We start from the raw sequence: 22,012 nt of genomic DNA, 5'->3' as shown, positions 1-22,012 counted from the left end.
AAATCTGGACTTAATTAAGCAGATTTACGTGCACGTGATGCGGGTGTGGCAGATTTCTTAACCTGAGAGATTTGACCTTGCACGGCGTCGATTGCTTGATCAGCAGTTTTTTCTGCAGTAGCAAAAGCTTCTTTGCTAGCAGCGCGGAACTGTTCAAAGCCTTGCAACGCGCTACCGTAGACAGTCTTGAAGGAAGATAGAAATACGTCTGAGCCAGCAGGTGCATTAGCGGCAACAGTATTAATCCAATCCTGGAAACCATCCTGCAAATGGTCGATGCTTGCATCAACTACGTTTGCAAATTCTTTATTGCCGTCACGCAATACTTTAGTTACCTTCTTTTGATAGGCAACCGCTTGATCGCCGGCAGCTTGCAATGTTTCAGCATTGAGAAGTTCGGTCACTTCTTTTGGATCTTTAGCTGTCAAAACTTGTTGAATACCGTCTTGAGCATTTATCAAAACATCTTTAGAGGCTGCATAGTTCAATTCAGCCAATTTTTGAGCGTTTTCCAAAGCAGCTTCGCTTAAAGAAAATGAAGCCTCGAGGCCTTTGCTATTAATTTGGGACAATTTAGCGGCGATTTGGTCTTGGTTCATGTATTTCTCCATAAATTAAGTGGTACAACTAGTTCATTGGGTGCGCGATTTAGGGATCAGAAAAGTTTCGATACCCTAAATACTGCACTGCACCATCAAACTGTAACTGAACGAAAATGACAAATCAAGAACTTTTTGCTGCTTTGCAACAAATATTTTATAAAAAGAACTAAATTGAATAAAATCAATAACTTAGAAAAATTACAAGATTCTCATTCTTACCGAAAAATAGCGATTGCCGCCTGTTTTGGAACTTTTTTAGAGTGGTATGACTTTCTGACTTTTGCTACATTAGCGGTTGTTTTTGCCCCTCTCTTCTTCCCTTCCAGCGACCCAAGCGCAGGCCTATTAGCAAGCCTCGCCACTTTTGGCGTTGGGATGATAGTTCGCCCCATCGGTGCCGCCATTTTTGGCTCTATGGGCGATCGTATTGGTCGCAAACCAGTATTTATGATCACGATTGCCTTGATGGGATTTACAACTTTTTGCGTCGGTTTCCTGCCTACCTATGCCCAAGTTGGAATCTGGGCGCCAATATTGCTGGTTTGTTTGCGATTACTACAAGGATTCTCTGCCGGTGGTGAAATTGGTGGCAGCGCCGTATACCTAACCGAACATGCCGGCAACGAACACAGGGGATTCAAGACTAGCTTTCTACAACTAATGGGCCCACTTGGAATTCTGTTTTCTACTTTGCAAATCGCATTTCTGCGAAGTTATCTCTCACCAGAAGCATTCCAGGAATGGGGGTGGCGAGTGCCCTTTTGGATTTCTATTTTATTGTTGCTCATTGCATGTAAAGCGCGCATGGCGCTGGAGGAAACACCTGTATTTTTGGAGCTCAGTAAATGCAATCAAAAAACGGAGAATCCATTACTTAGTAATTTTCGAGATCCGGAAACGCGCAAGCGAATGTTTTTACTTTTCTTCTGCATCTCTGCTGGTGGAGCCGTACTATTTTTCTGCGTACAGGTTTACACAGCAATCTTTTTAAAGACTTCAGCAAAGCTTCCGCCAGAAGTTGTCGATGAGATAAGTATTTTTACAACACTAGCACTTTTTCCTTTGACGCTTTTTGCCGGCTGGCTTTCAGACAAAGCTGGGAGAAAGCCGGTTGTGATTGGTGGGCTTTTATTAGGCGCAGTCTTAATTCAGCCAGCGTTCCAAATGCTGCAATCTTTAAGTGGCCAATATCTCAAATCACCAGGCGCTAATACTCCCCTGATTTTGATTGGGCTGATTTTAACTCTTCTATCACTGGCTCTTGCATTGGTCATTGGCCCCCAAACGGCTTTATTAGCAGAGCTATTCCCAGCTAATACTCGCAATAGCGCTGCAACCCTTCCTCACAACCTTGCAGCCGGCTGGATAGGGGGATTGCTACCTCTAATCGTGACATGGCTAAATCAACAATGGGGGAGCGATTTGGCCGGCCTTTGGTATCCAACAATATTTTTGATAGTTGGGGCAATCGTTGCGCTAATTCATTTACCGGAAACCAAAAATCAATCTTTACTGGATTGAAGACAGCAGCACATCGTAAAAGGGTTTCAATCTAACTACTTACTCCTAAGAGTGTCCTACAAGCTTAGTTGATTCAAGAAGTATGTTTCTGTAATGCGCTAATCAAAACCTTCATTTACCCTCGAGTAACTATCATGCCAAGCTTTAGCCATAGACTGATTCGCATAATCTTTAAAACATGGCGTACCCAATGTGTAGTGAATCAATTGAGCGTTTGGGTTTTCTGGATACTCAATTGCAAGCCAGTTCCATTCTGGAGGGAGTTCGCCAATAGCAGCATCTTCTAGCCAAGAAAATCGATGAAGATAAGATCCTGGCTGGTTTTGTATAAATTCTGGGGTCAGGACTTTATTGGCAGGATGGGAGCAATTCCATAGAATTAGACTGGACCAATTTTTTCTTGGGTAATTTTCGTTCTTATTCCCAAGGTACTTTTTGTGGGCCTTGGTTTGATAATGATGCTTTACCACTTGAACCGCCATCTTTTCATCACGTAATGCCCACAACTCTGCAATATCGACTTCGCAAACCATATCTCCATCGGCAAAAATTGCCCAACCTGAAAAATCCATTAGATATGGTGTTAAAAAACGGGAATAAATGAACTTATTGCTTCCGTCGGTATGAACCTCTTTATATTCATTTAACGTGTTTTCAGCTAACGGCAAAAACTGAACTGGAATAGACGCCTTCTCAATAATGCTCTGACAGAACACATGGTATGCAATCGACTCTCTTTGATCAAAGCCCACTGCCAACACAATTTTTTTACTCAACGCATATCTCCCCCATAAATTCAGTCACCTCACTCATTACGCCTCCCCAATGACCTTGAGTTTTTTGATTAAAGATGCGTATAGATGGGTACCAGAGGCTATGATTATCGATTTCGTGCCAATACCAAAACCTCCCCGTTTCAAACGGAAGAATCAGAATTGTGCGCTTTCCAATTGCCCCTGCTAGGTGAGCAATTGAGTTACTTGACGTTACCACCAGATCACATGCATTTACAAGCGATATGGTCGAATCCAGATCCTCAAACAAATCAATATTTGAAAAATGATGAATTTGTGTATTGTTCGAGCGAGCCAACTCTTGCAACTGACTTCCGGCATCGCCATGCTGCAAATTTACAAATGTAAATTGATTCAGTTGTAGCAATGGTAAAAGTGCCGTAAGAGGGAAATTTTTGTCATTACCAAGCATTCGATTGGTGCTGTTACAAGCCACCCCGCATATTATTTTTTTTGGATTTTGTAATTGACTTCTTAATTCATTGCTCAATTGAGCATTACAAATTAAATAGGGAAACTTTGTCTTTTTAAAGTCATCAACATTACGCCTGAAATTTTTTGCTAAACTCCCAATCGGGATATACTTATCTACAGCATCACTGGTAATTGATTTTTCGACATCAATGAATTCAAACTCGGGAAAGGATCTTTCGTAAATAGGAATTAACTTCTTTTCTAAGGAGATAGTTATTTTTTGGTTTAATCCATCCAACTCATTAAAAACAGAACTAAAAAGTACCTGGTCGCCTATTCCCTGCTCCGCAGCAATTAAAAGTCTGCCGTCAGAGCTAACCCCGTTCCAAAACGGTTTATCAGGGAGCCGGGATAGTGGTTGGCTACTTAACTTCCACCGCCACTCGTACTTTTCCCAGCCCAAATCAAAAGACATTTGCTTGAGCGCTATTGCACCCATTTCATAATGAGCTTCTGCACACATTGGGTCAATTTTCACCGCCCTCTCTAAGAGAGCAAACGATGCATCAATATTGCCCATGGCTTTAATCACACGACTATTATTAAGATAGGCCCCAATATTTTTGGGGTCGAGATCGATTGCTTTTTCAAAACTTTCTGATGCCTCTTTGAATCGATTTAATTTTTCTAGTGCAACGCCCTTATTGCTATGAATCTTAGAGTCATCGGGGCTTATCGATATCACCTTTTCGTATTCGACTAAAGCTTTTCCATGCTCCTGAAGTTGCATAAAAATATTGCCCCTACCAATGAACGCATCAGTGTAATCAGGCTGCATTTCTATTGCCTTGGAATACGCGTGTAGCGATAACTCTGTCTTATTTAATGCCTGAAAAGCAAATGCTTTTTGAATCAAAATCTCAGCGGAATCCGGTTGGATGTTTAGCGCTTGGTCAAAAAAATAAAGCGCCTCGTCAAATCTATTTAGCGCAAATAAATTTTTTCCTTTATGAAGCAGCATTTTAAAATCACTGGGATCAAGATTTAAAGCTTTTTCACAGCTAAATAAAGCCTCTTCATAACGATTCAACTCTGTATAAATCAATGCTTTATTTGCCCACACTTCTATTAGATTCTCGTTAGCAGCTAGAGCTTCATCGTAAACAGCAAAGGCTTTATCAAATTTTTCAAGTCGCGCAAGGCTTGTCGCATAACCCAATAAACAGGAAATGTTATTCCTATTTAGTTGCATTGCCTTTTCATAAATTGGTATTGATTCGGCGTGGTTATTATTATCAGACAGTGCTTTTGCAAGGTTGTAGAGAGTGGCTGGATTTTGTGAATTTATCTTGACGGCCTTTTTGAGATGCTTAATTGCCTCGGCGTAATCATTATTACTGGCCTTGATAAGGCCAAGAATTTCTAGCGCCGGCAAATTATTTGGCTCTATCTTTAATACCCGCATCAGCAAATTTTCTGCCTGGCTATGGGATCCACCCTGAAGATGTTGAATTGCCTGCTGAATGTTTTGTTGTATTAAAGGTGTCATTTGTATTTTGATATCACACTCAGTTATTGCTTCCAAAAAACCATGGGCAGTAAACGGGTCAATGAAATTGCAAAGACCTTAAGGAGGAACAGAGTGATTTTAGGTGAATACATTAGAAAGTGTATTTTCGAGCTTCAACTCGACCACTAATCCAAGCGTAATACACGATTCTGACAAGGCACATCTTGGCCTGAGATTGAAAGTTATGGTGCCCCTTGTCCGACTCGAACAGACCACCTACTGATTACAAATCAGTTGCTCTACCAGATGAGCTAAAGGGGCAACGGAGATATTTTAGCCTATTTCACAATCTTCAAGGAAGGCCGGGTGGTTTTAGGCTTTTCAGGGGGTCCATCTGATAAATCAGCGATATGCAAGTCACGCGCCTGCTTCGGATCAAATGGAAAAGACATTCCCTGTCCATTTTCTCGAGCGTAAATAGCCAAAACATGGCTCACCGGAACCATAATCTTTCTTAGAATACCCCCAAAACGCGCCTGAAAGCTAATCCAATCGTTCTCCATCTGCAATTGATGGCATGCCTCCAAGGCGAGGTTTAAAACGATTTCATCATTCTTGACAAACTCCATCGGTACTTCAACCCTGGCATCCACAAACACCGCTATAAACGGCGTAAAACCAAAATCCGTGCACCACTGATGTAGAGCACGGATTAGATAGGGTTTATTACTTGGAACGTCAGGCATGCCGACTGAAATGAACCGCTAGGATTGCTTAGCGGCGCATTACCTTTTCTGAAGGGGTCAAAGCTTCGATATAAGCCGGTCTGCTGAAAATACGCTCAGCGTATTTCAACAGAGCTGCAGCATTGCGAGAAAGATCAATGCCGTAGTGCTCAAGACGCCATAACAATGGAGCAATCGCGACATCCAGCATGGAGAATTCATCGCCAAGCATGTACTTATTCTTAACAAAAATTGGAGCTAATTGAGTCAAACGATCACGAATCGCTAAACGCGCCTTCTCATGAGTCTTTTCAGCAGCTTTACCTTTTTCATTTTCCAATGCGGCAACATGAACAAACAACTCTTTCTCGAAATTAAACAAGAATAGGCGTGCACGTGCGCGAGCTACAGGATCAGGCGGCATTAATTGTGGATGAGGAAAACGCTCATCAATGTACTCATTGATGATGTTAGATTCATACAAAATTAGATCGCGTTCAACCAAGATCGGAACTTGGCCATAGGGATTCATTACCGAAATGTCTTCTGGCTTGTTGAACAAGTCAACATCGCGGATTTCAAAATCCATGCCTTTTTCAAAAAGCACCAAACGGCAGCGTTGCGAGAATGGGCAATTAGTACCCGAGTACAACACCATCATAAATTTATTTCCTTAAATTTCTACTTCATACAACAAACGCACAACAGCGTTAAATCTTTCACTTACGAGCCCCAGCTACAGGGCCCATCAAATTCAATTAGTGAATATCTTTCCAGTAAGCCTTATTTAAGCGCCACGCTAAGAGTGTAAAGATCGCTAAAAACAAAAGCACTACAACACCAAGACGCTTACGCTCAAGCTGAACTGGCTCGGCCATCCAAGACATGAAGGCAACTAAATCAGCGATATTGTCGTCATACTCTTGCGACTTCATAGTACCTGGGGTCAACTGCTCAAAGCCCACGAATACCTTTTCCATTCTGCCTTCATCATGCGGGTCTTTATGCTCTTCAAACTTTGCCGCACGCTCACCCTGTAACTGCCATAGTACATGTGGCATCCCTACGTTTGGATAGACCATATTATTCCAACCGGTTTGAGTAGAGTCGTCTTTATAGAAAGTGCGGAAGTAGGTGTAGAGCCAATCCGTTCCACGGGCACGAGCCTCAACAGAGAGGTCTGGCGGCGTCTTACCAAAGAAAGCCTTGCCTTCTTTTGGCGTCATTGCGATAGTCATCAAATCGCCAACCTTAGCATCAGTAAGAATTAGGTTGTCTTTAATTTGCTGGTCGGTCAAGCCAATATCGCGCAAGCGGTTGTAACGCATGCTAGAAGCTGCATGGCAGTTTAAGCAGTAGTTCACAAAAATCTTTGCGCCATTTTGCAAAGAAGCATTACTGCTGACGCGGTCTGGAGCCTTATCCAAAGGAAAGCCGCCTTCATTTGCATCGGCAGCAACCGCAAAGCCAAGGGCGGCAACGAATACTGTTGCCTGGCAGACGCCCATCAATGTTTGAAGAATTCGTTTCATACTAGTTCCTAATGTCTTTTTACCAATATCAGAGGCGTGAATTAATGAGCCTCAAAAGTAACGCGGGTTGGAACTGGCTTGAAAGTACCAAGTTTGCTCCAGAATGGCATTGCTAAGAAGAAACCCAGGTAGTAGATAGTACAAATCTGAGAAATCTTTTCAAATACCGGTGATGGCGGCTGAATTCCCAAGTAACCCAAGATCACAAAACTGACCACAAACACGCCATAAATATATTTATGGAACTGTGGGCGATAGCGGATGGATTTAACAGGAGAATGATCAAGCCAAGGCAAGAAGAACATGATCACGACCGAACCGCCCATGATCACTACGCCCCAGAACTTCGCATCAAACAAATAGAAGCCGCCAGCCAATACCACTGCAATGGCAGCACAAACACCTTTGATCTTGATGTCTTTGCTGCTCTTAGCAAACATTCCAAGAATGACTGCTAAGAAAATCCAAAGTGGTAACAAGAAGTTTGAAGTGGTCGCACGCAACATTGAGTAGAACGGCGTGAAATACCAAACAGGTGCTATGTGCGATGGTGTTACAAATGGGTTTGCTGGTATGAAGTTATTGGCTTCTAGGAAATATCCACCCATTTCCGGGGCAAAAAATACAACACAAGCAAATACCATCAAGAAGCCGCCCAGATACATCACATCATGAACGCTGTAATAGGGATGGAATGGAATGCCGTCAACAGGATGCCCGTTAGCATCGAGTGTATTTTTAATTTCAACACCGTCTGGATTATTTGAACCAACTTCATGCAAAGCAAGAATATGAGCCGCAACCAAACCAATCAATACCAATGGAATTGCAATCACGTGGAATGCAAAGAAGCGGTTCAGAGTTGCATCACCCACGACATAATCACCGCGCAACCAAAGGGATAGGTCTGGGCCAATGAATGGGATTGCGGAGAATAAGTTCACAATTACCTGAGCGCCCCAGTAGGACATTTGACCCCATGGGAGCAAGTAACCGAAAAATGCTTCACCCATTAAGCACAAGAAGATTGCGCAACCAAAGATCCAAATGAGCTCACGTGGCTTGCGATAAGAACCGTATATCAAGCCGCGGAACATATGCATGTAAACAACTACGAAAAACATCGAAGCGCCAGTGGAATGCATGTAACGAATCAACCAGCCAAAAGGAACTTCGCGCATGATGTACTCAACGGACTCAAACGCCTTGGCGGCATCAGGCTTGTAGTTCATGGTTAAGAAAATACCGGTAAGTATTTGGTTTACCAACACCACGATAGCTAATGCACCAAAAATGTAGAAAAAATTTAGATTTTTTGGGGCATAGTACTCACTCATATGCCGTTTGAATGCTTCTGTTACCGGGAGACGTGAGTCAACCCATGCCATCAGCTTTTGAGTCGCAGAGGCGTCCGCTGGGACTTGTTTTTCTTGAAATGCCATTTATCTCTCCTTAGGCCTTCTTATCATCGCCAACGAGAATCTTGGTATCGCTCAAATACATATGTGGCGGAACTTCAAGATTATCTGGGGCTGGTTTATTTTTATAGACACGACCTGCCATATCAAAGGTAGAGCCGTGGCAAGGGCACAGGAAACCTCCTGGCCAGGTATTTGGCAAAGAGGGTTGTGCACCCGCTTCAAATTTAGGCGTTGGAGAGCAGCCCAAGTGAGTGCAGATACCAACCACTACCAAGTACTCAGGCTTGATTGAGCGCCATTGGTTTTGGGCATAAGGAGGCGTGAATTGAGATGGATCACGCAATGAATCTGGGTCAGCCAATTCGCTATCAATTTTTGACAATTCGGCGACCTGCTCTGGGGTGCGACGAACAACCCACACTGGCTTGCCGCGCCATTCAACCATGCGCATTTCATCTGGCTTCATGCCAGTAATATCAATCTCTACAGCGGCACCAGCGGCTTTAGCACGCTCAGAAGGCTCAAAACTGTCAACAAAAGGGTAAAGGGCTGCGGCTGCACCTACGCCTCCAACTGCCGAAGTGGCGATCAGCCAATTACGGCGATCCTTATCCATACTGGGCTTGTCACTCATTTACAAAATTCCTAGAAAGGGTATTTATGGGTGGAAATTGCTTAAAGGTAGGATTTTAAAGTAAAAAGTGGGGTAAGCAAGAAAGTTATGGGGTTAATCAGGTTCTAAACAAAAAGTGGGGGTTAAATGAGCGTTTTAAAGGAATTTCGGGACTTTGCCGTAAAGGGCAATGTCATTGATTTGGCAGTGGGCGTGATTATCGGCGGAGCCTTCGGGAAAATTGTCGATTCGCTGGTAAATGACATTGTTATGCCGGTTATTTCGACCCTTTTGGGGGGACATATCGACTTTACAAACCTATTTGTTGTCCTGGGCCATATTCCAGATGGGGTGCCCAGAACCTTCGATGCCCTCAAAAAGGCTGGGGTGCCCATTTTTGCTTATGGCAATTTCATCACCATTTCAATTAATTTTATTTTGTTAGCCTTTGTGATTTTTCAAATGGTGAAGATCGTCAACAAGATTCGCATAATGGATACACCGCCGCCGCCAACCCCAGAAGATGTTGTATTACTACGCGAGATTCGCGACAGCCTCAAAAAATAACCTCGCAAAGAAAACCAAAAAATGTTTAATCGCCTATGGTTGCTTTTTGCACAAACGGTAACTATCCTTCTTGCTGCATGGTTTATCGTTATTACCCTAAAACCAAGTTGGATATCTGATGAAGGCTTCGAGGCGATAGTCGACAGGGTTACCTTAAAAGAGGGCTCATATGACAGCAGCACTCTAAGTCCTGGCTCGTATCACGATGCAGTCAAAAAATCGATGCCAGCTGTTGTCAATATCTTTACTAGCAAAACTTCTGTAAAGACAAAAGCGCGAAAAGGCAATAAACAAAATCCTGCCGATCCTTTATTTAAATTCTTTTTTGGTGATCAGCCACCAGATGAGGAGCCTAGCTCCAGCCTGGGCTCGGGGGTTCTAGTCAGCCCAGAAGGAATCATCCTCACCAACCATCACGTCATTCATGATGCGGATGATATTGATGTAGCTCTTTCTGATGGCCGCAAAGTTAAAGCAAAAATAATTGGTAGCGATCCAGAAACAGATATTGCCGTTTTGAAAATTGATACCAAACAGTTACCGACTCCAATTACCCTCGGAAAAATTGAGTCTGTCCATGTAGGTGATGTTGTACTAGCCATTGGGAATCCATTTGGCGTTGGTCAAACAGTTACCTCTGGTATCGTTTCTGCGATGGGGCGTGACCATGTCGGTATTAATACATTCGAAAATTTTATACAAACAGATGCTGCAATTAATCCAGGAAATTCTGGTGGCGCACTCATTGATACACGCGGCAATCTGATAGGAATTAATACTGCAATTTTCTCTAACAATGGTGGATCCATGGGCATTGGCTTTGCAATTCCAGTAAATCTTGTCAAACAGATCATGGAGTCCATTATTGGCAATGGCAGTGTTACAAGAGGTTGGATTGGCGTAGAACCGCAAAATCTTTCTATAGAACTTACGGAGTCTTTGGGACTTCCTGGCAACACTCAGGGAGTGCTTTTATCTGGAGTACTGGAAGGTGGTCCTGCAGCCCGGGGTGGTGTAAAACCTGGAGATGTGCTAACTGCTGTAAATGGGTATAAAACTAAGGACGTTACACAACTTTTGAATCAAATTGCGCAAATTGGCCCCGGCAATGAGGCTAATCTGAAAATCTTGCGCAAAGATAAAGAATTGGTGCTAAAAATTCAAACTGGGAAGCGCCCAAAGCCAAAAATACCTAATTAGTCAATCACAAGTCTTAGCTAGCCAATATCTTGGATAAGAAATCTTTAGCCCTTGGTGAGCGAGTTTCAGGATTGCCAAAAAATTCATCTTTACTGCAATCCTCAATGATGCGACCTTGATCCATAAAAATGACACGATTACTAACCTTACGAGCGAAGCCCATCTCGTGAGTAACGCAACACATTGTCATACCCTCGTTAGCAAGCTTCACCATCACATCCAATACCTCACCAACCATCTCTGGATCTAGAGCCGAAGTAGGCTCGTCAAATAGCATCAATATCGGATCCATACTTAGGGCGCGAGCAATCGCAACTCTCTGCTGCTGCCCTCCAGATAATTGGCCAGGAAATTTATCCTTTTGTGCCATGAGCCCAACACGCTCGAGATACCTAAAGCCTTGCTTTTTAGCTTCATCGTTTGAGCGGCCCAAGACTTTCATTTGAGCTAAAGTCAGATTATCGGTAATGCTTAAGTGCGGAAAGAGCTCAAAGTTTTGAAATACCATGCCAACCCGAGCCCGCAACTTCGAAAGATTTGTTTTGGGGTCATGCAAGTTAACACCATCAACTGTGATTTCACCTTTCTGAAACGGTTCAAGGGCATTGATCGTTTTAATCAAGGTGGACTTGCCTGAACCCGAAGGGCCACAAATAACAACCACCTCGCCCTTATTGATTGAAGTGCTGCAATCAGTCAAGACCTGAAAGGAGTCATACCATTTGGAAACATTTTGAAGTTCAATCATGATGGTCTATGTAATTTACGGCGTTGAATAAAATGTTTAACGAATGATGGCAACTTTGGCCTGAATCGCACGAACCGCCTTGGAAAGCGAGAAGCAAATCAGAAAATAGGTTGCCGCAGCCAATATATAAGTTTCGATTGGGCGACCGTAATTCTTACCAGCAATCTCAAAACCTTTTAACAAATCATATGCGCCAATGGCATAAACCAAAGAAGTATCTTGAAACAAAATGATCGTCTGGGTCATAAAAACAGGAACCATGTTCCTAAATGCTTGAGGCAAAACAATTAAACGCATGTTCTGTCCATAGGTCATTCCTAAGGCTTCACCAGCAAACATCTGACCTCTGGGAACCGACTGAATTCCAGCCCTAACAATTTCCGAGAAGAAGGCTGCTTCAAAGGCAATAAAAGTAATCGTTGCTGACAAATCAGCGCCTATCGATCTGCCAATTAACATCGGAATCAACAAGAAAAACCAAAGAATGACCATGACCAGGGGTATAGAGCGCATCGTATTGACATAAAACGTTGCCGGATAAACTAAAGCAGGCTTTCCAGACAGTCTCATAAGAGCTAAAAACGTTCCAACTACGATTCCGCCTATCGTTGCAATGACAGTAAGCTGCACACTAAATACCAGCCCCTTGAAAATGTAATGAGAAAATAAGTCCCAGTTATAGAAACTTAAGTCTAGGCTCAGCATATGATTTCCATTTAGTGAGCCAAACTAGCGCCACTAGATGCAGTAATGAATCCAGGAATACGGCTACGCTTTTCTATCAGTGCCATGACGCGGTTTACCGTAAAAGCAGAAAGAGCATAAAGCCCAGTAACTGCCAAATAAATTTCAACGCCATGAGAGGTTTCCTCTTGAGCCTGCATAGCAAATAAAGTGAGCTCTGGAACCGATACCGCAAAAGCTACTGAAGAATTTTTAATTACATTCATACTCTCAGATGTAAGTGGTGGCATCACAATGCGCAAAGCCATCGGCAAAATGATGTAGCGATAAGTTTGCGGCGTTGTTAGCCCTAGCGCAGTTGCTGCAGCACGTTGCCCACTTGGCAAAGACAGAATGCCCGCCCTTACCTGCTCTGCAATACGAGCTGAAGTAAAAAATCCCAATGCAATGCTGACCAACCAATACGATGGCAGCGCCTTTAAGGGCAAGAAAAATGCAGGGATGACGTGATACCAAAGAAAGACTTGCACGAGCACTGGGATATTTCTGAATAACTCCACCCAATCTGTTGATAAATGAACTAGGACTCTATTCAGCCTACAACTGTTTGGAAGTGTGCGCAGCGTACCTATAACCGCACCAACAACCAGAGCAATCATTAGGCCCAAGCCCGCCACCGCCAAGGTCCAACCCCATGCCTTCATCAACCAATCTAAATAACTAGGGTCGGCATTATGGCCGAGCCCAAAGAGGGCGGAAAAGCAGTATTCAACTACCTCTCCGTCGAGGGTGCTTTTACAAAAAACACCCATATCTAAAGCCATCCGCTTACTCGCCTTAAAGAATGAATGAAGTAAAAATTATGCGAGTGATAACTTAATTGCTTATTTCTTTTGCTGATAATCTTCAGCAGGTTTATTATTTGGATTAGCCCAAGCATTTTTAGTGGCTGGCGACAACTCCAAACCTACAATAATATTTTTTGGCGGGATTGGTGCAAGGAACCACTTACTCCACAATCCAGTCATTTTTCCACTAGCGACAATTTTTGCAATCGCTGCATTTACATCCGCCAAGAACTCAGGATCATCTTTACGAACCATAATTGCAATTGGTTCGGTACTCAGTACTTCACCAACAATTTTGTAATCTTTTGGATTTTTAGAGTTGGCGATATTGCCGGCCAAGATTGAACCGTCCATTACGAAGGCATCAGCGCGTCCAGACTCCAAGAGCAAGAAGCTATCTGCATGGTCTTTGCCATACACTTCATCAAAATTCACGCCATTGGCTTTTTCATGTTTACGCAAAAGCTGCACAGAAGTTGTACCAGTAGTGGTAGCCACCTTTTTGCCTGCCAATTGAGAAATAGAGGTAATTCCAGAATTGGCTTTAACCGCAATACGAACTTCTTCTACATACAGAGTATTGGCAAAGCTGACATCTTTTGCTCTACTAGCATTATTGGTAGTAGTGCCGCACTCAATATCGACTGTACCGTTTTGTACCAATGGCACTCGATTTTGTGAGGTTACTGGCTGATAGTTAATGCGCAGCGTGCTCATGCCAAGCTTAGCTTTAATATCATTCAGTATCATTCGACAAACTTCAACGTGATAGCCATCAAAACGGCTATCACCAGTGGTGTATGACATTGGAATAGATGATTCGCGAACCCCCATTGTCACTGCCCCAGTAGATTTAATCTTATCCAAAGTAGCGCTAGAAGCAAATGCGGGTGTAGCGCAAATAAATACTGCTGATAAGGCAACTACTACCGAAGAAAGTAATGCTGATTTGCTCATTTTCATGTGGGTCCTTTTTTCAAACCAATTATTTACATAAAACAGCTTTTAAATCTGACGCTCTTTTTTAGCAGATTTTTAGGTTTTAATCTAGTAACTCGGGGTAAACGAGCGCCTACCACCACATTTCATAGGGTGTTGCGCTAGATGGTTATGTAAATAAAACTACACAAAAATATGCCCCGGAGCCAAATCTGCCTGATAGCGTTCATACATCTTCAAATAAGCTGTCTCAAGATGCTTGGTATAGAGCTCGGTATTAAATAGGGGCTTTGTCAAACGATTAAGCTTAAGCCGCTCCTTGAATTCCTGCAGCTTTTCAGGATGGGTTGCCAATTTCACCGCTAATGCCTCATATTCTTCTGAAGTACTAGTAATCAGCTCAGGTAAATCAATCGCATTTAATAGACTTGCGGCTACCCTACTAGCAAATGTTTGCCCCATGCGAGTTAAAACTGGCAGTCCAGCCCATAGGGCATCACTAGCTGTCGTGTGCGCGTTGTAGGGCCAAGTGTCCAAGAAAAGGTCTGCTGCTGCATGCCGAGCTAGATGCTCGGAGGTCTGCAGTCGACCAGCAAATATCAAGCGATCTGAAGCGATATCCCTTTTTTCCAACTCTGCCATTAAATTATTTTTTGCACTTGGATTGTCTTCTAGCAGCCATAAAACACTTCCTGGAACCTGGGATAGTATTCTGGCCCAACTATCCAATACCTCTGGATTAATCTTAAAGTTATTATTAAAGCAGCAAAAAATAAATCCTTGATCAGGCAGACCAAGCTCTGACTTAGAAAATACTTTAGTTGCCACTTGGCGCTTACGATCATTGGGTTGGTAGGTATCAGGTAAATACACCACTTTTTCCGAAAAGAACTTTTGACTTGATTCTGGAATTACGGTCGGATCAGCCACAATGTAATCCATATAGGAGGCCCCCATCGTCCCGGGGTAGCCCAAGTAATTGACCTGAATCGGAGCTGCTCGGCAAGCGAAGATGCCTGTGCGAGCAAATTGCGTATATCCACCCAAGTCGATCGCAATATCAATCTCTAAGTCTCTAGCTAATTGAGCAATTTCCTGATCTGTTTTATTTTCAACTTCATAAAAATTCTCGAAAGAATTTTTAATACGAGTGCGATATTTACTATCTTGCGCCGAATCATAAAAGGAAAAAGCGAATAATTCAAAACGAGAGCGGTCATGGAGTTCAAATAACTCGGCAGTCAATTGTGCGGTTGGATGCTCTCTATAATCTGCAGAAAAATAAGCAATTCTGATTTTTGGATGTTTGTATTTTTTTGAAATTTTTCCAAAAGTATGAGCTTGTGGAAAACTATCGAGGGAATAAATTTCAGCGCACTTTTTCTGAATTCGGGCGTCATCCTGTAATGCCAATAATTTAAAGGGATTGATAATTTTTTGAAGTTTATTGACTTTTTCAACCAACATCTTAATGCTGCTTTGATAGCCATCCCAAAAGCACACTTTCATTCTTGAGTCTATCAGATCCCCTAATGCCCATTCGATATTCGGATCAATACTTAAGATTTTTTCATATTGAATAATCGCCTCTGGATAAAGCTTCAACATGTTCAGTATTGCCCCTTTATTTGACCAGGCCTCTGCATAGCCGGGATTCAGGCATAGTGACTTGTCATAACAGGCGATGGCTTCTGCATATCGTTTCAGTTCATTAAGGGTATTGCCTTTATTTGACCAGGCTTCGGCAAAATCTGGATTGAGCTCTAGGGCTTTGTTGTAAGTATTGAGCGCCTCATCGAAGCGTTTCAGTTCTTGTAAGGTGATGCCTTTATTTGACCAGGCCTCTGCATAGCCGGGATTCAGGCATAGTGACTTGTCATAACAGGCGATGGCTTCTGCATATCGTTTCAGTTCTTGTAAGGTGATGCCTTTATTTGACCAGGCTTCGGCAAAATCTGGATTGAGCTCTAGGGCTTTGTTGTAGTTTGCTAACGCTTCATTAAACTGCCCATTAGCAAATAAGGCTTTACCATAGTTATTATGCGCCTGGAAATAATCTGGATTAAAATACAAGGCTTTCTCATAATATTGGGATGCCCTTTCAAACCGACCCAAGTCACACAAAATATTGGCGGTATTGAACCATAAAGCAGCAAGCTTTGGTTCTAGTGTTAACGCCCGCTCTAATGCGTTAAGGGCTTGATCATTCTGCCCCAAACGAGTTAGACATGAACCCCAATTTGATAGTGCAGCTACACTAGAAGGATTTATTTGAAGCGCCTTTTTATAGCATTCATTTGCTTCAGACCACCTATCTAGGTTTGCGTAAATAATTGCCAAAAGATGGAAGGCATCAAAATGATTTGGAGTGGCGCCTAAGTAACTAAGTAGAGCTTGCTCTGCAGCACTAAAGTCTCCCACATGAAAAGACTGTATAGCACGTTGAAATAGTATTTGATTCTGAGAACTCATGTATCTTTTTTATTGTACGCACTCTCTAGCGCCGAACAAGAAATGAAAAAAACACCCGCTATTTCTAGCGGGTGTTTATGTACTGCTTTTCAAACTACGCCAGTAAAGCGTACCTTAAAAACTTCTTAGAAAGTGTGACGTACACCAACTGAGTAGTTGTTTTGGTTGCCTGATACTGGGTTAGAAGTAGCTGAAGTATTAGAGTAATTGCTTGTAGCTGTCTGACCGTAGATTGCGTACAAGTTTGAACGCTTGCTCAACCAGTAGTTTGCACCAAGCTGGAATGCATTGAGGTTAGCACTGCCAGGCATGTAAGTAGTAGCGCCAGCAGTTCCTGTCAAGGTTGGGTAAGCATAGTACTTGCCCATAGCTGCAGAACCCCAAACTTCAACAGTTGGAGTTACGAATGAACGAACACCGATCTGTTGAGCTGTGTACTTTTGGAAGAAAGCAGTATTGGTGTCATTAGAAACTTTACGATTAATGTACTGACCGAAAGCTTTCAAGATACCAAAATCATAGGTAGCAGCATAGTACTGACCTGCATCTCTAGAGTTTGTCGCTGCAGTTGTTACGCCACCTGGTGAGAACAATGTTGGAGTAGTGCTAACTGTATTTAGTGTGCTTGTTGCTTTAAATGACTGATAGTTTGCAGTAACCAACAATTTTTGCCATGTATAGTCAGCGCCAATACCAAAACCAGATTGGTTATTGGTTGTAGAGGCTGTTCCGACAGTAGATAGAACACCAGAACCACCTACACCAGCTGTAGTAGCGGTATTAGTGGTTGTTTCTGTCGTGTTAGCGGCAGAAGCCAGAATTAATGCACGAGCAGTGAAACCTGAGAAGTTATCAGTCTTGATAGAAGCAGTATTTGCTAAACGAGTTGCATAAGGCTGGTTAGTTGCTACGCCAGATCCAGAAGGCAATGCACCCTGAGGGCCCTTGCTAGATGTAGTTACCAAGTTACCAGCGATGTTGTTAACAGCACCTGGATCTGATGACAATACAGCGTCATAGATTGGAGTGTTTTGTGTACCAGCAGCAATAGAGCCCCAGCCATTTTTCTTTACACCAACAAATGCTTGGCGAGCTGTTGACCAACCAGCTGTGGAATCGTTGTCCATCTTGATTTCATAGGTGAAAAAAGCAGACAGACCGCCGCCCAAATCTTCGTTACCCTTGAAACCTAAACGACTAGTAGATTGGTTACCAGATGTAAATCCAAGACCGGTTGACTTAATTACACCGCTTGAAGTGTTAACGGCGCCGCCGTTGGAAACTTGTGTATTACCACCAGAAAGGCCTTCATCAATAATACCGTATACGGTTACGCTTGACTGAGCGTGTACAACGCCAGACAGTGCACCTACAGCAGCTAGTGCGAATAGTGATTTTTTCATTCTTTAAATCTCCAAAAATTAAAAGTAATGCCCGATAAAACCGGGACCATCAGATTTTGCTGGTTTTGCCCTTGTGGACTGGGGGTAAGGGTATTTAGGAGATCTTTTTGCTTGTCAAAAGGTAGTTTTTTGGCTTTCTTCGTTGTATCTCGGCAACAAGGGTTCTGATTTCTATCTTTTAGGGCCTCTAGATGACAAAATTGTCATATGGCAAGTCGCGAATTCCTAAAAATCCTCAGTTCTGCCCGCTTAGGTGATGTATTGGCGCAACAAAAATTAGCGGAAGCCTACATGACTGGGGCATTTAAAACCCCCATTCAACCCGGTAATGCACTGATTTGGCTAGAAAAATCTTATTTTTCTATTAAAAATCAAACACTTGATGACCAACACTCAATAACTTACGAAATTTCTGAACTTTTCACACAAGTGGCCAATATTCCATTGGTAGAGACATTTAATAGCCCCGCCTTTGGATTCGGCTGGACTTTATTTTGGCAATTGGCAGAAAAAACAGTTCAAGATCAGTCCAGCCTTGCGGCGAAGTGGCAACTAGCCAATCTTTTAATCAACCCAATTTACCAAGAAACCCAATCACAGCTGGTTGACTGGATAAACAAATCAACGACAGTCCCCGCACTTGAACAGATCGTTAATCTAGATTTCGCAGACCTGCAAAAATTGGCTCGGGACTACCTACAAGAACTTTCTGAAATAGATTCTCCACTCACAGTCTCTGCAAAAGAACTGTTGATTAAATTACAACCAAAAAATGAAGCGCTCTCTTCTTTATGGAACGCGTGGCTCGACAAGCAAGACGAAGAAGCTCTGGTGCAAGCAGCCGAGCGGGGGCTGACCATTGCAAAACTGACATTAGGTTTGCGCCTTGCACAACTAGATGGCAGCGATACTAAGTCAAATGCCTCTCTTAAGAAAGCCGCGCACTGGTTGGAGCTCGCAGCTAAAGATGGTGATCGCGATGCTTGGTATGTACTTGGTGAAATTTATCGCCGTCCACAATTTTCTGGCTACAACGCCGCAGAAAGTGATCGCTGCTTTGATCGTGCTGCCGATCTTGGTCACGCAGAAGCCCAGTTGCGGAAAGGCGCCAATCTTTGGCGCAAACGTGAAAAGTCCGAAGAAAAAGTGCGCGGCTTGCAAGCGTCGTATTGGGTATGGCAGGCACACCAACAAGGCGTAGTAGAAGCAAAAGAATTACTCAGCAAAATTTTAGAGAGCTGCCCCAATATCAAATCCAATGAGTGGTTTGAACTGGCGCAATATGCTGAACACGCTATCAACCATCATGCTGAACATAAATTGGATGAAGATTGGCTGCTCTTATGCCACCGCATCGTCATCGCCAATCAATTTAATTTCAGCAAAGCAGAATTGCTACTCTGCGACGTAGGTCAGCTGCAACATGAGCACTGTGTAGTGGTTGATATTCGCTGGGAACTCCCAAAGATCTTGCCGCGACTCATTCAGATTGAAACAATTCAGCAGCGTCGCGCCTTATTGGCAGCAGGTAAAGCATTTGCTGGTTCTGATTTAGAGATAGAAGGTAACTTACGCCAAAGACGTTACCGTTTTGATCGCGTTACCAATTGGCTAATAGCTACTTTTTCTAAGGGCTCTAAAAATCAAGCCGATGCTGAGCTGGCTTGATCTTCTTTGCTAGCCCCATCATCGGCAGGCTTGGGCACATAAAAGCGCGCAACCAATAGGCCTAACTCATAAAGTAAGGTCATCGGAACAGCCAGCAGCAGTTGTGAGAGTACGTCGGGTGGCGTAACGACTGCAGAGATCACAAAGGCGCCCACAATCACATAGGGACGGATCTCTTTCAACTTGGCCAAAGGCACCATGCCCATACGCACTAAGACAACTACCACTACAGGAACTTCAAAAGTAATACCAAAGGCCAAAAAGGTATTCATAGCAAAGCTGAGATATTTATCGATATCAGTGGACATCTCTGCACCCAGCGGTGCGTTATAGCTGGCCATGAAATTAAACACGGTCGGAAATACCAAAAAATAGGCAAATGCCATGCCGAAGATAAATAAGCTATAGCTACTTACAACCAATGGAATTACCAATTTGCGCTCATGCATGTACAAGCCTGGCGCAATAAAGGCCCACAACTGATACATGACTACTGGCAATGCAATGATGAAGGCAACGAGCATAGTGACCTTCATGGGCACAAAGAAAGATCCCGTGACATCCGTCACGATCATCTTGCCGCCCACCGGTAATGAATCTAGCAGTGGCTGTGAAAACAAATGGAAAATATCTGGCGCCCAATACACCAGGCAAACAAACACAACAATAATTGCTATAGCAGATTTGATGACACGATCACGCAACTCAAATAAATGCGAAAGAAAAGATTCTTGCAAGCCTGAATCTTCAGTGGAATTATTTTCTGACATACGAAAGTATTTTTATTCTGGCTTTATTTATTTGATACTGCTGTGATGAAAGCGCTTCATTCTGGCAGCGCCCGATTGAACGCGTGTCCGCACACCTGCCGAGCGCTTGAACCAGATTGGTCTAGCCGCACGTCTGACGCCCCAGCTGTTGCGACCTTGGCGTTTAGTCTTATCCCACACAGCTCTCTCATCAAGTGGCAATTTCTCAAAACTGGTTTCAAAAATATCAGCCTGATCACTGAGGTGGGTATTAGCCTCTTGAACGGTTGAATGAATACTGTTCTCAACCTCTTTGAGAGCGGATGCACTCTCTTCGCGGAACTTTTTAAATTCCTCAACTTCCATCTGGCGATTCACCTCGGATTTAATGTCGGCCATATAACGCTGTGCACGACCAAACAAATTCCCCGCCATACGGGCAATTTTTGGTAGGCGCTCTGGGCCCACTACGACTAAAGCAACTACTGCGATAAGCGCAAGTTTTGAAACCCCAAGATCAATCATTTCAGCAGTCTTCTATAAACCACATGGGTTTCTATTGCGCCATCAAGAATCACTTGTTGAGGTCTTTGGCTTGCACGTCAACAGTCTTTTCTGCTGTTGCACTACTTTGCTGAATTTGTTCCTTAGGCTCTTCGGATGTCTTCATACCGTCTTTAAAGCCTTTTACAGCGCCGCCTAGATCTTGGCCGATATTACGCAATTTCTTGGTACCAAATACCAACATCACGATGACCAAAACAATTAACCAATGCCAAATGCTAAATGAGCCCATCTTAAATCTCCTTGGATTATTTTTTCCAGGGGCGCGGACCGCCCATCACATGCAAATGCAAGTGATAAACCTCCTGCCCTCCATCGACACCATTATTCACCATTAACCTAAAGCCGCCATCCTTACCAGGACGGCAACCTTGCTCTTTGGCAAGACGCGGCGCTAATTCCATCATTCTACCCAGCAAAGGGGCATCAATGCTTTCTGCCGACTCCAACATAGGGATATGTTTCTTGGGAATCATTAGAAAATGTACCGGCGCTGCTGGATTGATATCCTTGAAAGCATAGATTTCCTCATCCTCATACACCTTCTGGGATGGAATTAAGCCTTGTGAAATCTTACAAAATAGACAATTCGGATCGTGTTGCATGGCTACCTATTCCTTACCTGATGCTTTTCTGGCTGCCTTCTCTTCTATCCCCGATGTTCCTAAGCGACGATCTAACTCTGCAATAACGTCTTCTGGCCGCAAGTTAAATTGCGACAAGGCAATGAGACAGTGAAACCACAGGTCTGCCATTTCAGCCACTAACAGCTTTTGCTGCTCGGCGGCCAAGTTGGAGTTACGAGCATCTTTAGCAGCCATGACTGCCTCAGTTGCTTCTTCGCCAATTTTCTTCAGAATTCCGTCATCGCCCTTTGAGAAAAGCAAAGCTGTATAGGAAGTCTTGGGGTCAGCTTGTCCCGCCTTAAACGCATCACGACGTTGATCTACAACATCGGCTAAATGCGCGAATGCAGAATCTAAATTAGAGGGTTTATTGGTTGAACAAGTCATTGCTTCATTTTATGTGTTTTATCAA

Annotated in this window: 23 protein-coding genes and 1 tRNA gene; 4 read left to right on the top strand and 20 right to left on the bottom strand. The window is 43.3% G+C overall.

From position 1 onward, the window contains the following. Positions 1–14 precede the first annotated feature (14 nt). Positions 15–599 (bottom strand): phasin family protein, encoded by a 585-nt coding sequence (locus tag AOC07_RS00725; RefSeq protein ID WP_215357732.1) that lies wholly within the window; start codon positions 597–599, stop codon positions 15–17. A gap of 174 nt (positions 600–773) precedes the next feature. Here AOC07_RS00725 and AOC07_RS00720 point away from each other — a divergent pair, with 174 nt between their 5' ends. Continuing rightward, complete coding sequence (locus tag AOC07_RS00720; RefSeq protein WP_215357731.1) at positions 774–2,123, top strand: MFS transporter; 1,350 nt, start codon at positions 774–776, stop codon at positions 2,121–2,123. Positions 2,124–2,221: 98 nt separating this feature from the next. Here AOC07_RS00720 and AOC07_RS00715 read toward each other — a convergent pair whose 3' ends face one another. The 8 genes from AOC07_RS00715 to petA all read right to left on the bottom strand — a co-directional run bounded on the left by AOC07_RS00715 (position 2,222) and on the right by petA (position 9,153). Next, positions 2,222–2,899: a glycosyltransferase gene (locus AOC07_RS00715; protein ID WP_251371680.1), complete on the bottom strand. Its 678-nt coding sequence runs from the start codon at positions 2,897–2,899 to the stop codon at positions 2,222–2,224. Further along, complete coding sequence (locus AOC07_RS00710) at positions 2,892–4,880, bottom strand: tetratricopeptide repeat protein (RefSeq protein ID WP_215357730.1); 1,989 nt, start codon at positions 4,878–4,880, stop codon at positions 2,892–2,894. Before AOC07_RS00710 ends, AOC07_RS00715 begins: the two co-directional genes overlap by 8 nt. A gap of 206 nt (positions 4,881–5,086) precedes the next feature. Beyond that, a tRNA-Thr gene (locus AOC07_RS00705) sits at positions 5,087–5,162 on the bottom strand. 17 nt (positions 5,163–5,179) lie between these two features. Beyond that, positions 5,180–5,587, bottom strand: a complete 408-nt coding sequence (locus AOC07_RS00700) for a ClpXP protease specificity-enhancing factor (protein WP_215357729.1) — start codon at positions 5,585–5,587, stop codon at positions 5,180–5,182. Between the two features lie 28 nt (positions 5,588–5,615). Further along, on the bottom strand, positions 5,616–6,227 hold the full coding sequence (locus AOC07_RS00695) for a glutathione S-transferase N-terminal domain-containing protein (RefSeq protein ID WP_028819209.1): 612 nt from the start codon (positions 6,225–6,227) through the stop codon (positions 5,616–5,618). A gap of 97 nt (positions 6,228–6,324) precedes the next feature. Next, on the bottom strand, positions 6,325–7,098 hold the full coding sequence (locus tag AOC07_RS00690) for a cytochrome c1 (RefSeq protein WP_371816718.1): 774 nt from the start codon (positions 7,096–7,098) through the stop codon (positions 6,325–6,327). Positions 7,099–7,139: 41 nt separating this feature from the next. After that, on the bottom strand, positions 7,140–8,540 hold the full coding sequence (locus AOC07_RS00685) for a cytochrome bc complex cytochrome b subunit (protein ID WP_215357728.1): 1,401 nt from the start codon (positions 8,538–8,540) through the stop codon (positions 7,140–7,142). A 10-nt stretch (positions 8,541–8,550) separates the two neighbouring features. Further along, positions 8,551–9,153 (bottom strand): ubiquinol-cytochrome c reductase iron-sulfur subunit, encoded by a 603-nt coding sequence (petA, locus tag AOC07_RS00680; protein ID WP_215293502.1) that lies wholly within the window; start codon positions 9,151–9,153, stop codon positions 8,551–8,553. A 126-nt stretch (positions 9,154–9,279) separates the two neighbouring features. On the opposite strand from petA, the gene mscL reads away from it, so the two are divergent. Beyond that, a complete protein-coding gene (gene mscL, locus AOC07_RS00675) occupies positions 9,280–9,699 on the top strand; it encodes a large conductance mechanosensitive channel protein MscL (RefSeq protein WP_215293501.1) in 420 nt (139 codons plus the stop codon). Positions 9,700–9,720: 21 nt separating this feature from the next. Continuing rightward, complete coding sequence (locus tag AOC07_RS00670) at positions 9,721–10,899, top strand: trypsin-like peptidase domain-containing protein (RefSeq protein ID WP_215357726.1); 1,179 nt, start codon at positions 9,721–9,723, stop codon at positions 10,897–10,899. 13 nt (positions 10,900–10,912) lie between these two features. Here the strand turns inward: AOC07_RS00670 and AOC07_RS00665 are convergent, their stop codons facing one another. The 6 genes from AOC07_RS00665 to AOC07_RS00640 all read right to left on the bottom strand — a co-directional run bounded on the left by AOC07_RS00665 (position 10,913) and on the right by AOC07_RS00640 (position 17,993). Continuing rightward, the gene (locus AOC07_RS00665) at positions 10,913–11,647 is read right to left on the bottom strand and encodes an amino acid ABC transporter ATP-binding protein (protein WP_215357723.1); all 735 of its coding nucleotides are present in this window, start codon (positions 11,645–11,647) and stop codon (positions 10,913–10,915) included. Positions 11,648–11,683: 36 nt separating this feature from the next. Continuing rightward, entirely contained in the window at positions 11,684–12,352 is a 669-nt protein-coding gene (locus tag AOC07_RS00660; RefSeq protein ID WP_215357722.1) for an amino acid ABC transporter permease, read from the bottom strand. Between the two features lie 11 nt (positions 12,353–12,363). Then, on the bottom strand, positions 12,364–13,155 hold the full coding sequence (locus AOC07_RS00655; protein ID WP_215357721.1) for an amino acid ABC transporter permease: 792 nt from the start codon (positions 13,153–13,155) through the stop codon (positions 12,364–12,366). Positions 13,156–13,215: 60 nt separating this feature from the next. Beyond that, positions 13,216–14,136, bottom strand: a complete 921-nt coding sequence (locus AOC07_RS00650) for an amino acid ABC transporter substrate-binding protein (protein ID WP_215358377.1) — start codon at positions 14,134–14,136, stop codon at positions 13,216–13,218. Between the two features lie 165 nt (positions 14,137–14,301). Then, entirely contained in the window at positions 14,302–16,590 is a 2,289-nt protein-coding gene (locus AOC07_RS00645; protein WP_215357720.1) for a tetratricopeptide repeat protein, read from the bottom strand. Positions 16,591–16,715: 125 nt separating this feature from the next. After that, positions 16,716–17,993 (bottom strand): porin, encoded by a 1,278-nt coding sequence (locus AOC07_RS00640; protein ID WP_215357719.1) that lies wholly within the window; start codon positions 17,991–17,993, stop codon positions 16,716–16,718. 207 nt (positions 17,994–18,200) lie between these two features. Here AOC07_RS00640 and AOC07_RS00635 point away from each other — a divergent pair, with 207 nt between their 5' ends. Then, positions 18,201–19,661: a tetratricopeptide repeat protein gene (locus AOC07_RS00635; RefSeq protein ID WP_215357718.1), complete on the top strand. Its 1,461-nt coding sequence runs from the start codon at positions 18,201–18,203 to the stop codon at positions 19,659–19,661. Here the strand turns inward: AOC07_RS00635 and tatC are convergent. The 5 genes from tatC to AOC07_RS00610 are packed head-to-tail and all read right to left on the bottom strand — an operon-like array spanning position 19,637 to position 21,987. Continuing rightward, positions 19,637–20,431 (bottom strand): twin-arginine translocase subunit TatC, encoded by a 795-nt coding sequence (gene tatC, locus AOC07_RS00630; RefSeq protein ID WP_215293496.1) that lies wholly within the window; start codon positions 20,429–20,431, stop codon positions 19,637–19,639. The genes AOC07_RS00635 and tatC overlap by 25 nt on opposite strands. Positions 20,432–20,458: 27 nt before the next feature. Next, positions 20,459–20,935, bottom strand: coding sequence for a Sec-independent protein translocase protein TatB (tatB, locus tag AOC07_RS00625; RefSeq protein ID WP_215293495.1), 477 nt, complete (start codon positions 20,933–20,935; stop codon positions 20,459–20,461). A gap of 49 nt (positions 20,936–20,984) precedes the next feature. Continuing rightward, complete coding sequence (gene tatA, locus AOC07_RS00620; protein ID WP_215357717.1) at positions 20,985–21,206, bottom strand: Sec-independent protein translocase subunit TatA; 222 nt, start codon at positions 21,204–21,206, stop codon at positions 20,985–20,987. Between the two features lie 16 nt (positions 21,207–21,222). After that, on the bottom strand, positions 21,223–21,579 hold the full coding sequence (locus AOC07_RS00615) for a histidine triad nucleotide-binding protein (protein ID WP_215357716.1): 357 nt from the start codon (positions 21,577–21,579) through the stop codon (positions 21,223–21,225). 6 nt (positions 21,580–21,585) lie between these two features. Then, entirely contained in the window at positions 21,586–21,987 is a 402-nt protein-coding gene (locus tag AOC07_RS00610; protein WP_215293492.1) for a phosphoribosyl-ATP diphosphatase, read from the bottom strand. Between the last annotated feature and the right edge of the window lie 25 nt (positions 21,988–22,012).

Source organism: Polynucleobacter sp. UB-Raua-W9 (assembly GCF_018687435.1).
Taxonomy (GTDB): Bacteria; Pseudomonadota; Gammaproteobacteria; order Burkholderiales; family Burkholderiaceae; genus Polynucleobacter.
This window is presented reverse-complemented; position numbering and strand designations above follow the sequence as displayed.

Bases quoted from the DNA above. Each gene is read 5' to 3' on its own strand.
- tatA (WP_215357717.1), bottom strand. From the start codon at position 21,206: ATGGGCTCATTTAGCATTTGGCATTGGTTAATTGTTTTGGTCATCGTG.
- AOC07_RS00635 (WP_215357718.1), top strand. From the start codon at position 18,201: ATGGCAAGTCGCGAATTCCTAAAAATCCTCAGTTCTGCCCGCTTAGGT.
- tatB (WP_215293495.1), bottom strand. From the start codon at position 20,935: ATGATTGATCTTGGGGTTTCAAAACTTGCGCTTATCGCAGTAGTTGCT.
- AOC07_RS00650 (WP_215358377.1), bottom strand. From the start codon at position 14,136: ATGAGCAAATCAGCATTACTTTCTTCGGTAGTAGTTGCCTTATCAGCA.
- AOC07_RS00690 (WP_371816718.1), bottom strand. From the start codon at position 7,098: ATGAAACGAATTCTTCAAACATTGATGGGCGTCTGCCAGGCAACAGTA.
- AOC07_RS00700 (WP_215357729.1), bottom strand. From the start codon at position 5,587: ATGCCTGACGTTCCAAGTAATAAACCCTATCTAATCCGTGCTCTACAT.
- AOC07_RS00725 (WP_215357732.1), bottom strand. From the start codon at position 599: ATGAACCAAGACCAAATCGCCGCTAAATTGTCCCAAATTAATAGCAAA.
- petA (WP_215293502.1), bottom strand. From the start codon at position 9,153: ATGAGTGACAAGCCCAGTATGGATAAGGATCGCCGTAATTGGCTGATC.
- tatC (WP_215293496.1), bottom strand. From the start codon at position 20,431: ATGTCAGAAAATAATTCCACTGAAGATTCAGGCTTGCAAGAATCTTTT.
- AOC07_RS00665 (WP_215357723.1), bottom strand. From the start codon at position 11,647: ATGATTGAACTTCAAAATGTTTCCAAATGGTATGACTCCTTTCAGGTC.
- AOC07_RS00710 (WP_215357730.1), bottom strand. From the start codon at position 4,880: ATGACACCTTTAATACAACAAAACATTCAGCAGGCAATTCAACATCTT.
- AOC07_RS00615 (WP_215357716.1), bottom strand. From the start codon at position 21,579: ATGCAACACGATCCGAATTGTCTATTTTGTAAGATTTCACAAGGCTTA.
- AOC07_RS00685 (WP_215357728.1), bottom strand. From the start codon at position 8,540: ATGGCATTTCAAGAAAAACAAGTCCCAGCGGACGCCTCTGCGACTCAA.
- AOC07_RS00660 (WP_215357722.1), bottom strand. From the start codon at position 12,352: ATGCTGAGCCTAGACTTAAGTTTCTATAACTGGGACTTATTTTCTCAT.
- AOC07_RS00670 (WP_215357726.1), top strand. From the start codon at position 9,721: ATGTTTAATCGCCTATGGTTGCTTTTTGCACAAACGGTAACTATCCTT.
- mscL (WP_215293501.1), top strand. From the start codon at position 9,280: ATGAGCGTTTTAAAGGAATTTCGGGACTTTGCCGTAAAGGGCAATGTC.
- AOC07_RS00655 (WP_215357721.1), bottom strand. From the start codon at position 13,155: ATGGCTTTAGATATGGGTGTTTTTTGTAAAAGCACCCTCGACGGAGAG.
- AOC07_RS00640 (WP_215357719.1), bottom strand. From the start codon at position 17,993: ATGAAAAAATCACTATTCGCACTAGCTGCTGTAGGTGCACTGTCTGGC.
- AOC07_RS00645 (WP_215357720.1), bottom strand. From the start codon at position 16,590: ATGAGTTCTCAGAATCAAATACTATTTCAACGTGCTATACAGTCTTTT.
- AOC07_RS00695 (WP_028819209.1), bottom strand. From the start codon at position 6,227: ATGATGGTGTTGTACTCGGGTACTAATTGCCCATTCTCGCAACGCTGC.
- AOC07_RS00610 (WP_215293492.1), bottom strand. From the start codon at position 21,987: ATGACTTGTTCAACCAATAAACCCTCTAATTTAGATTCTGCATTCGCG.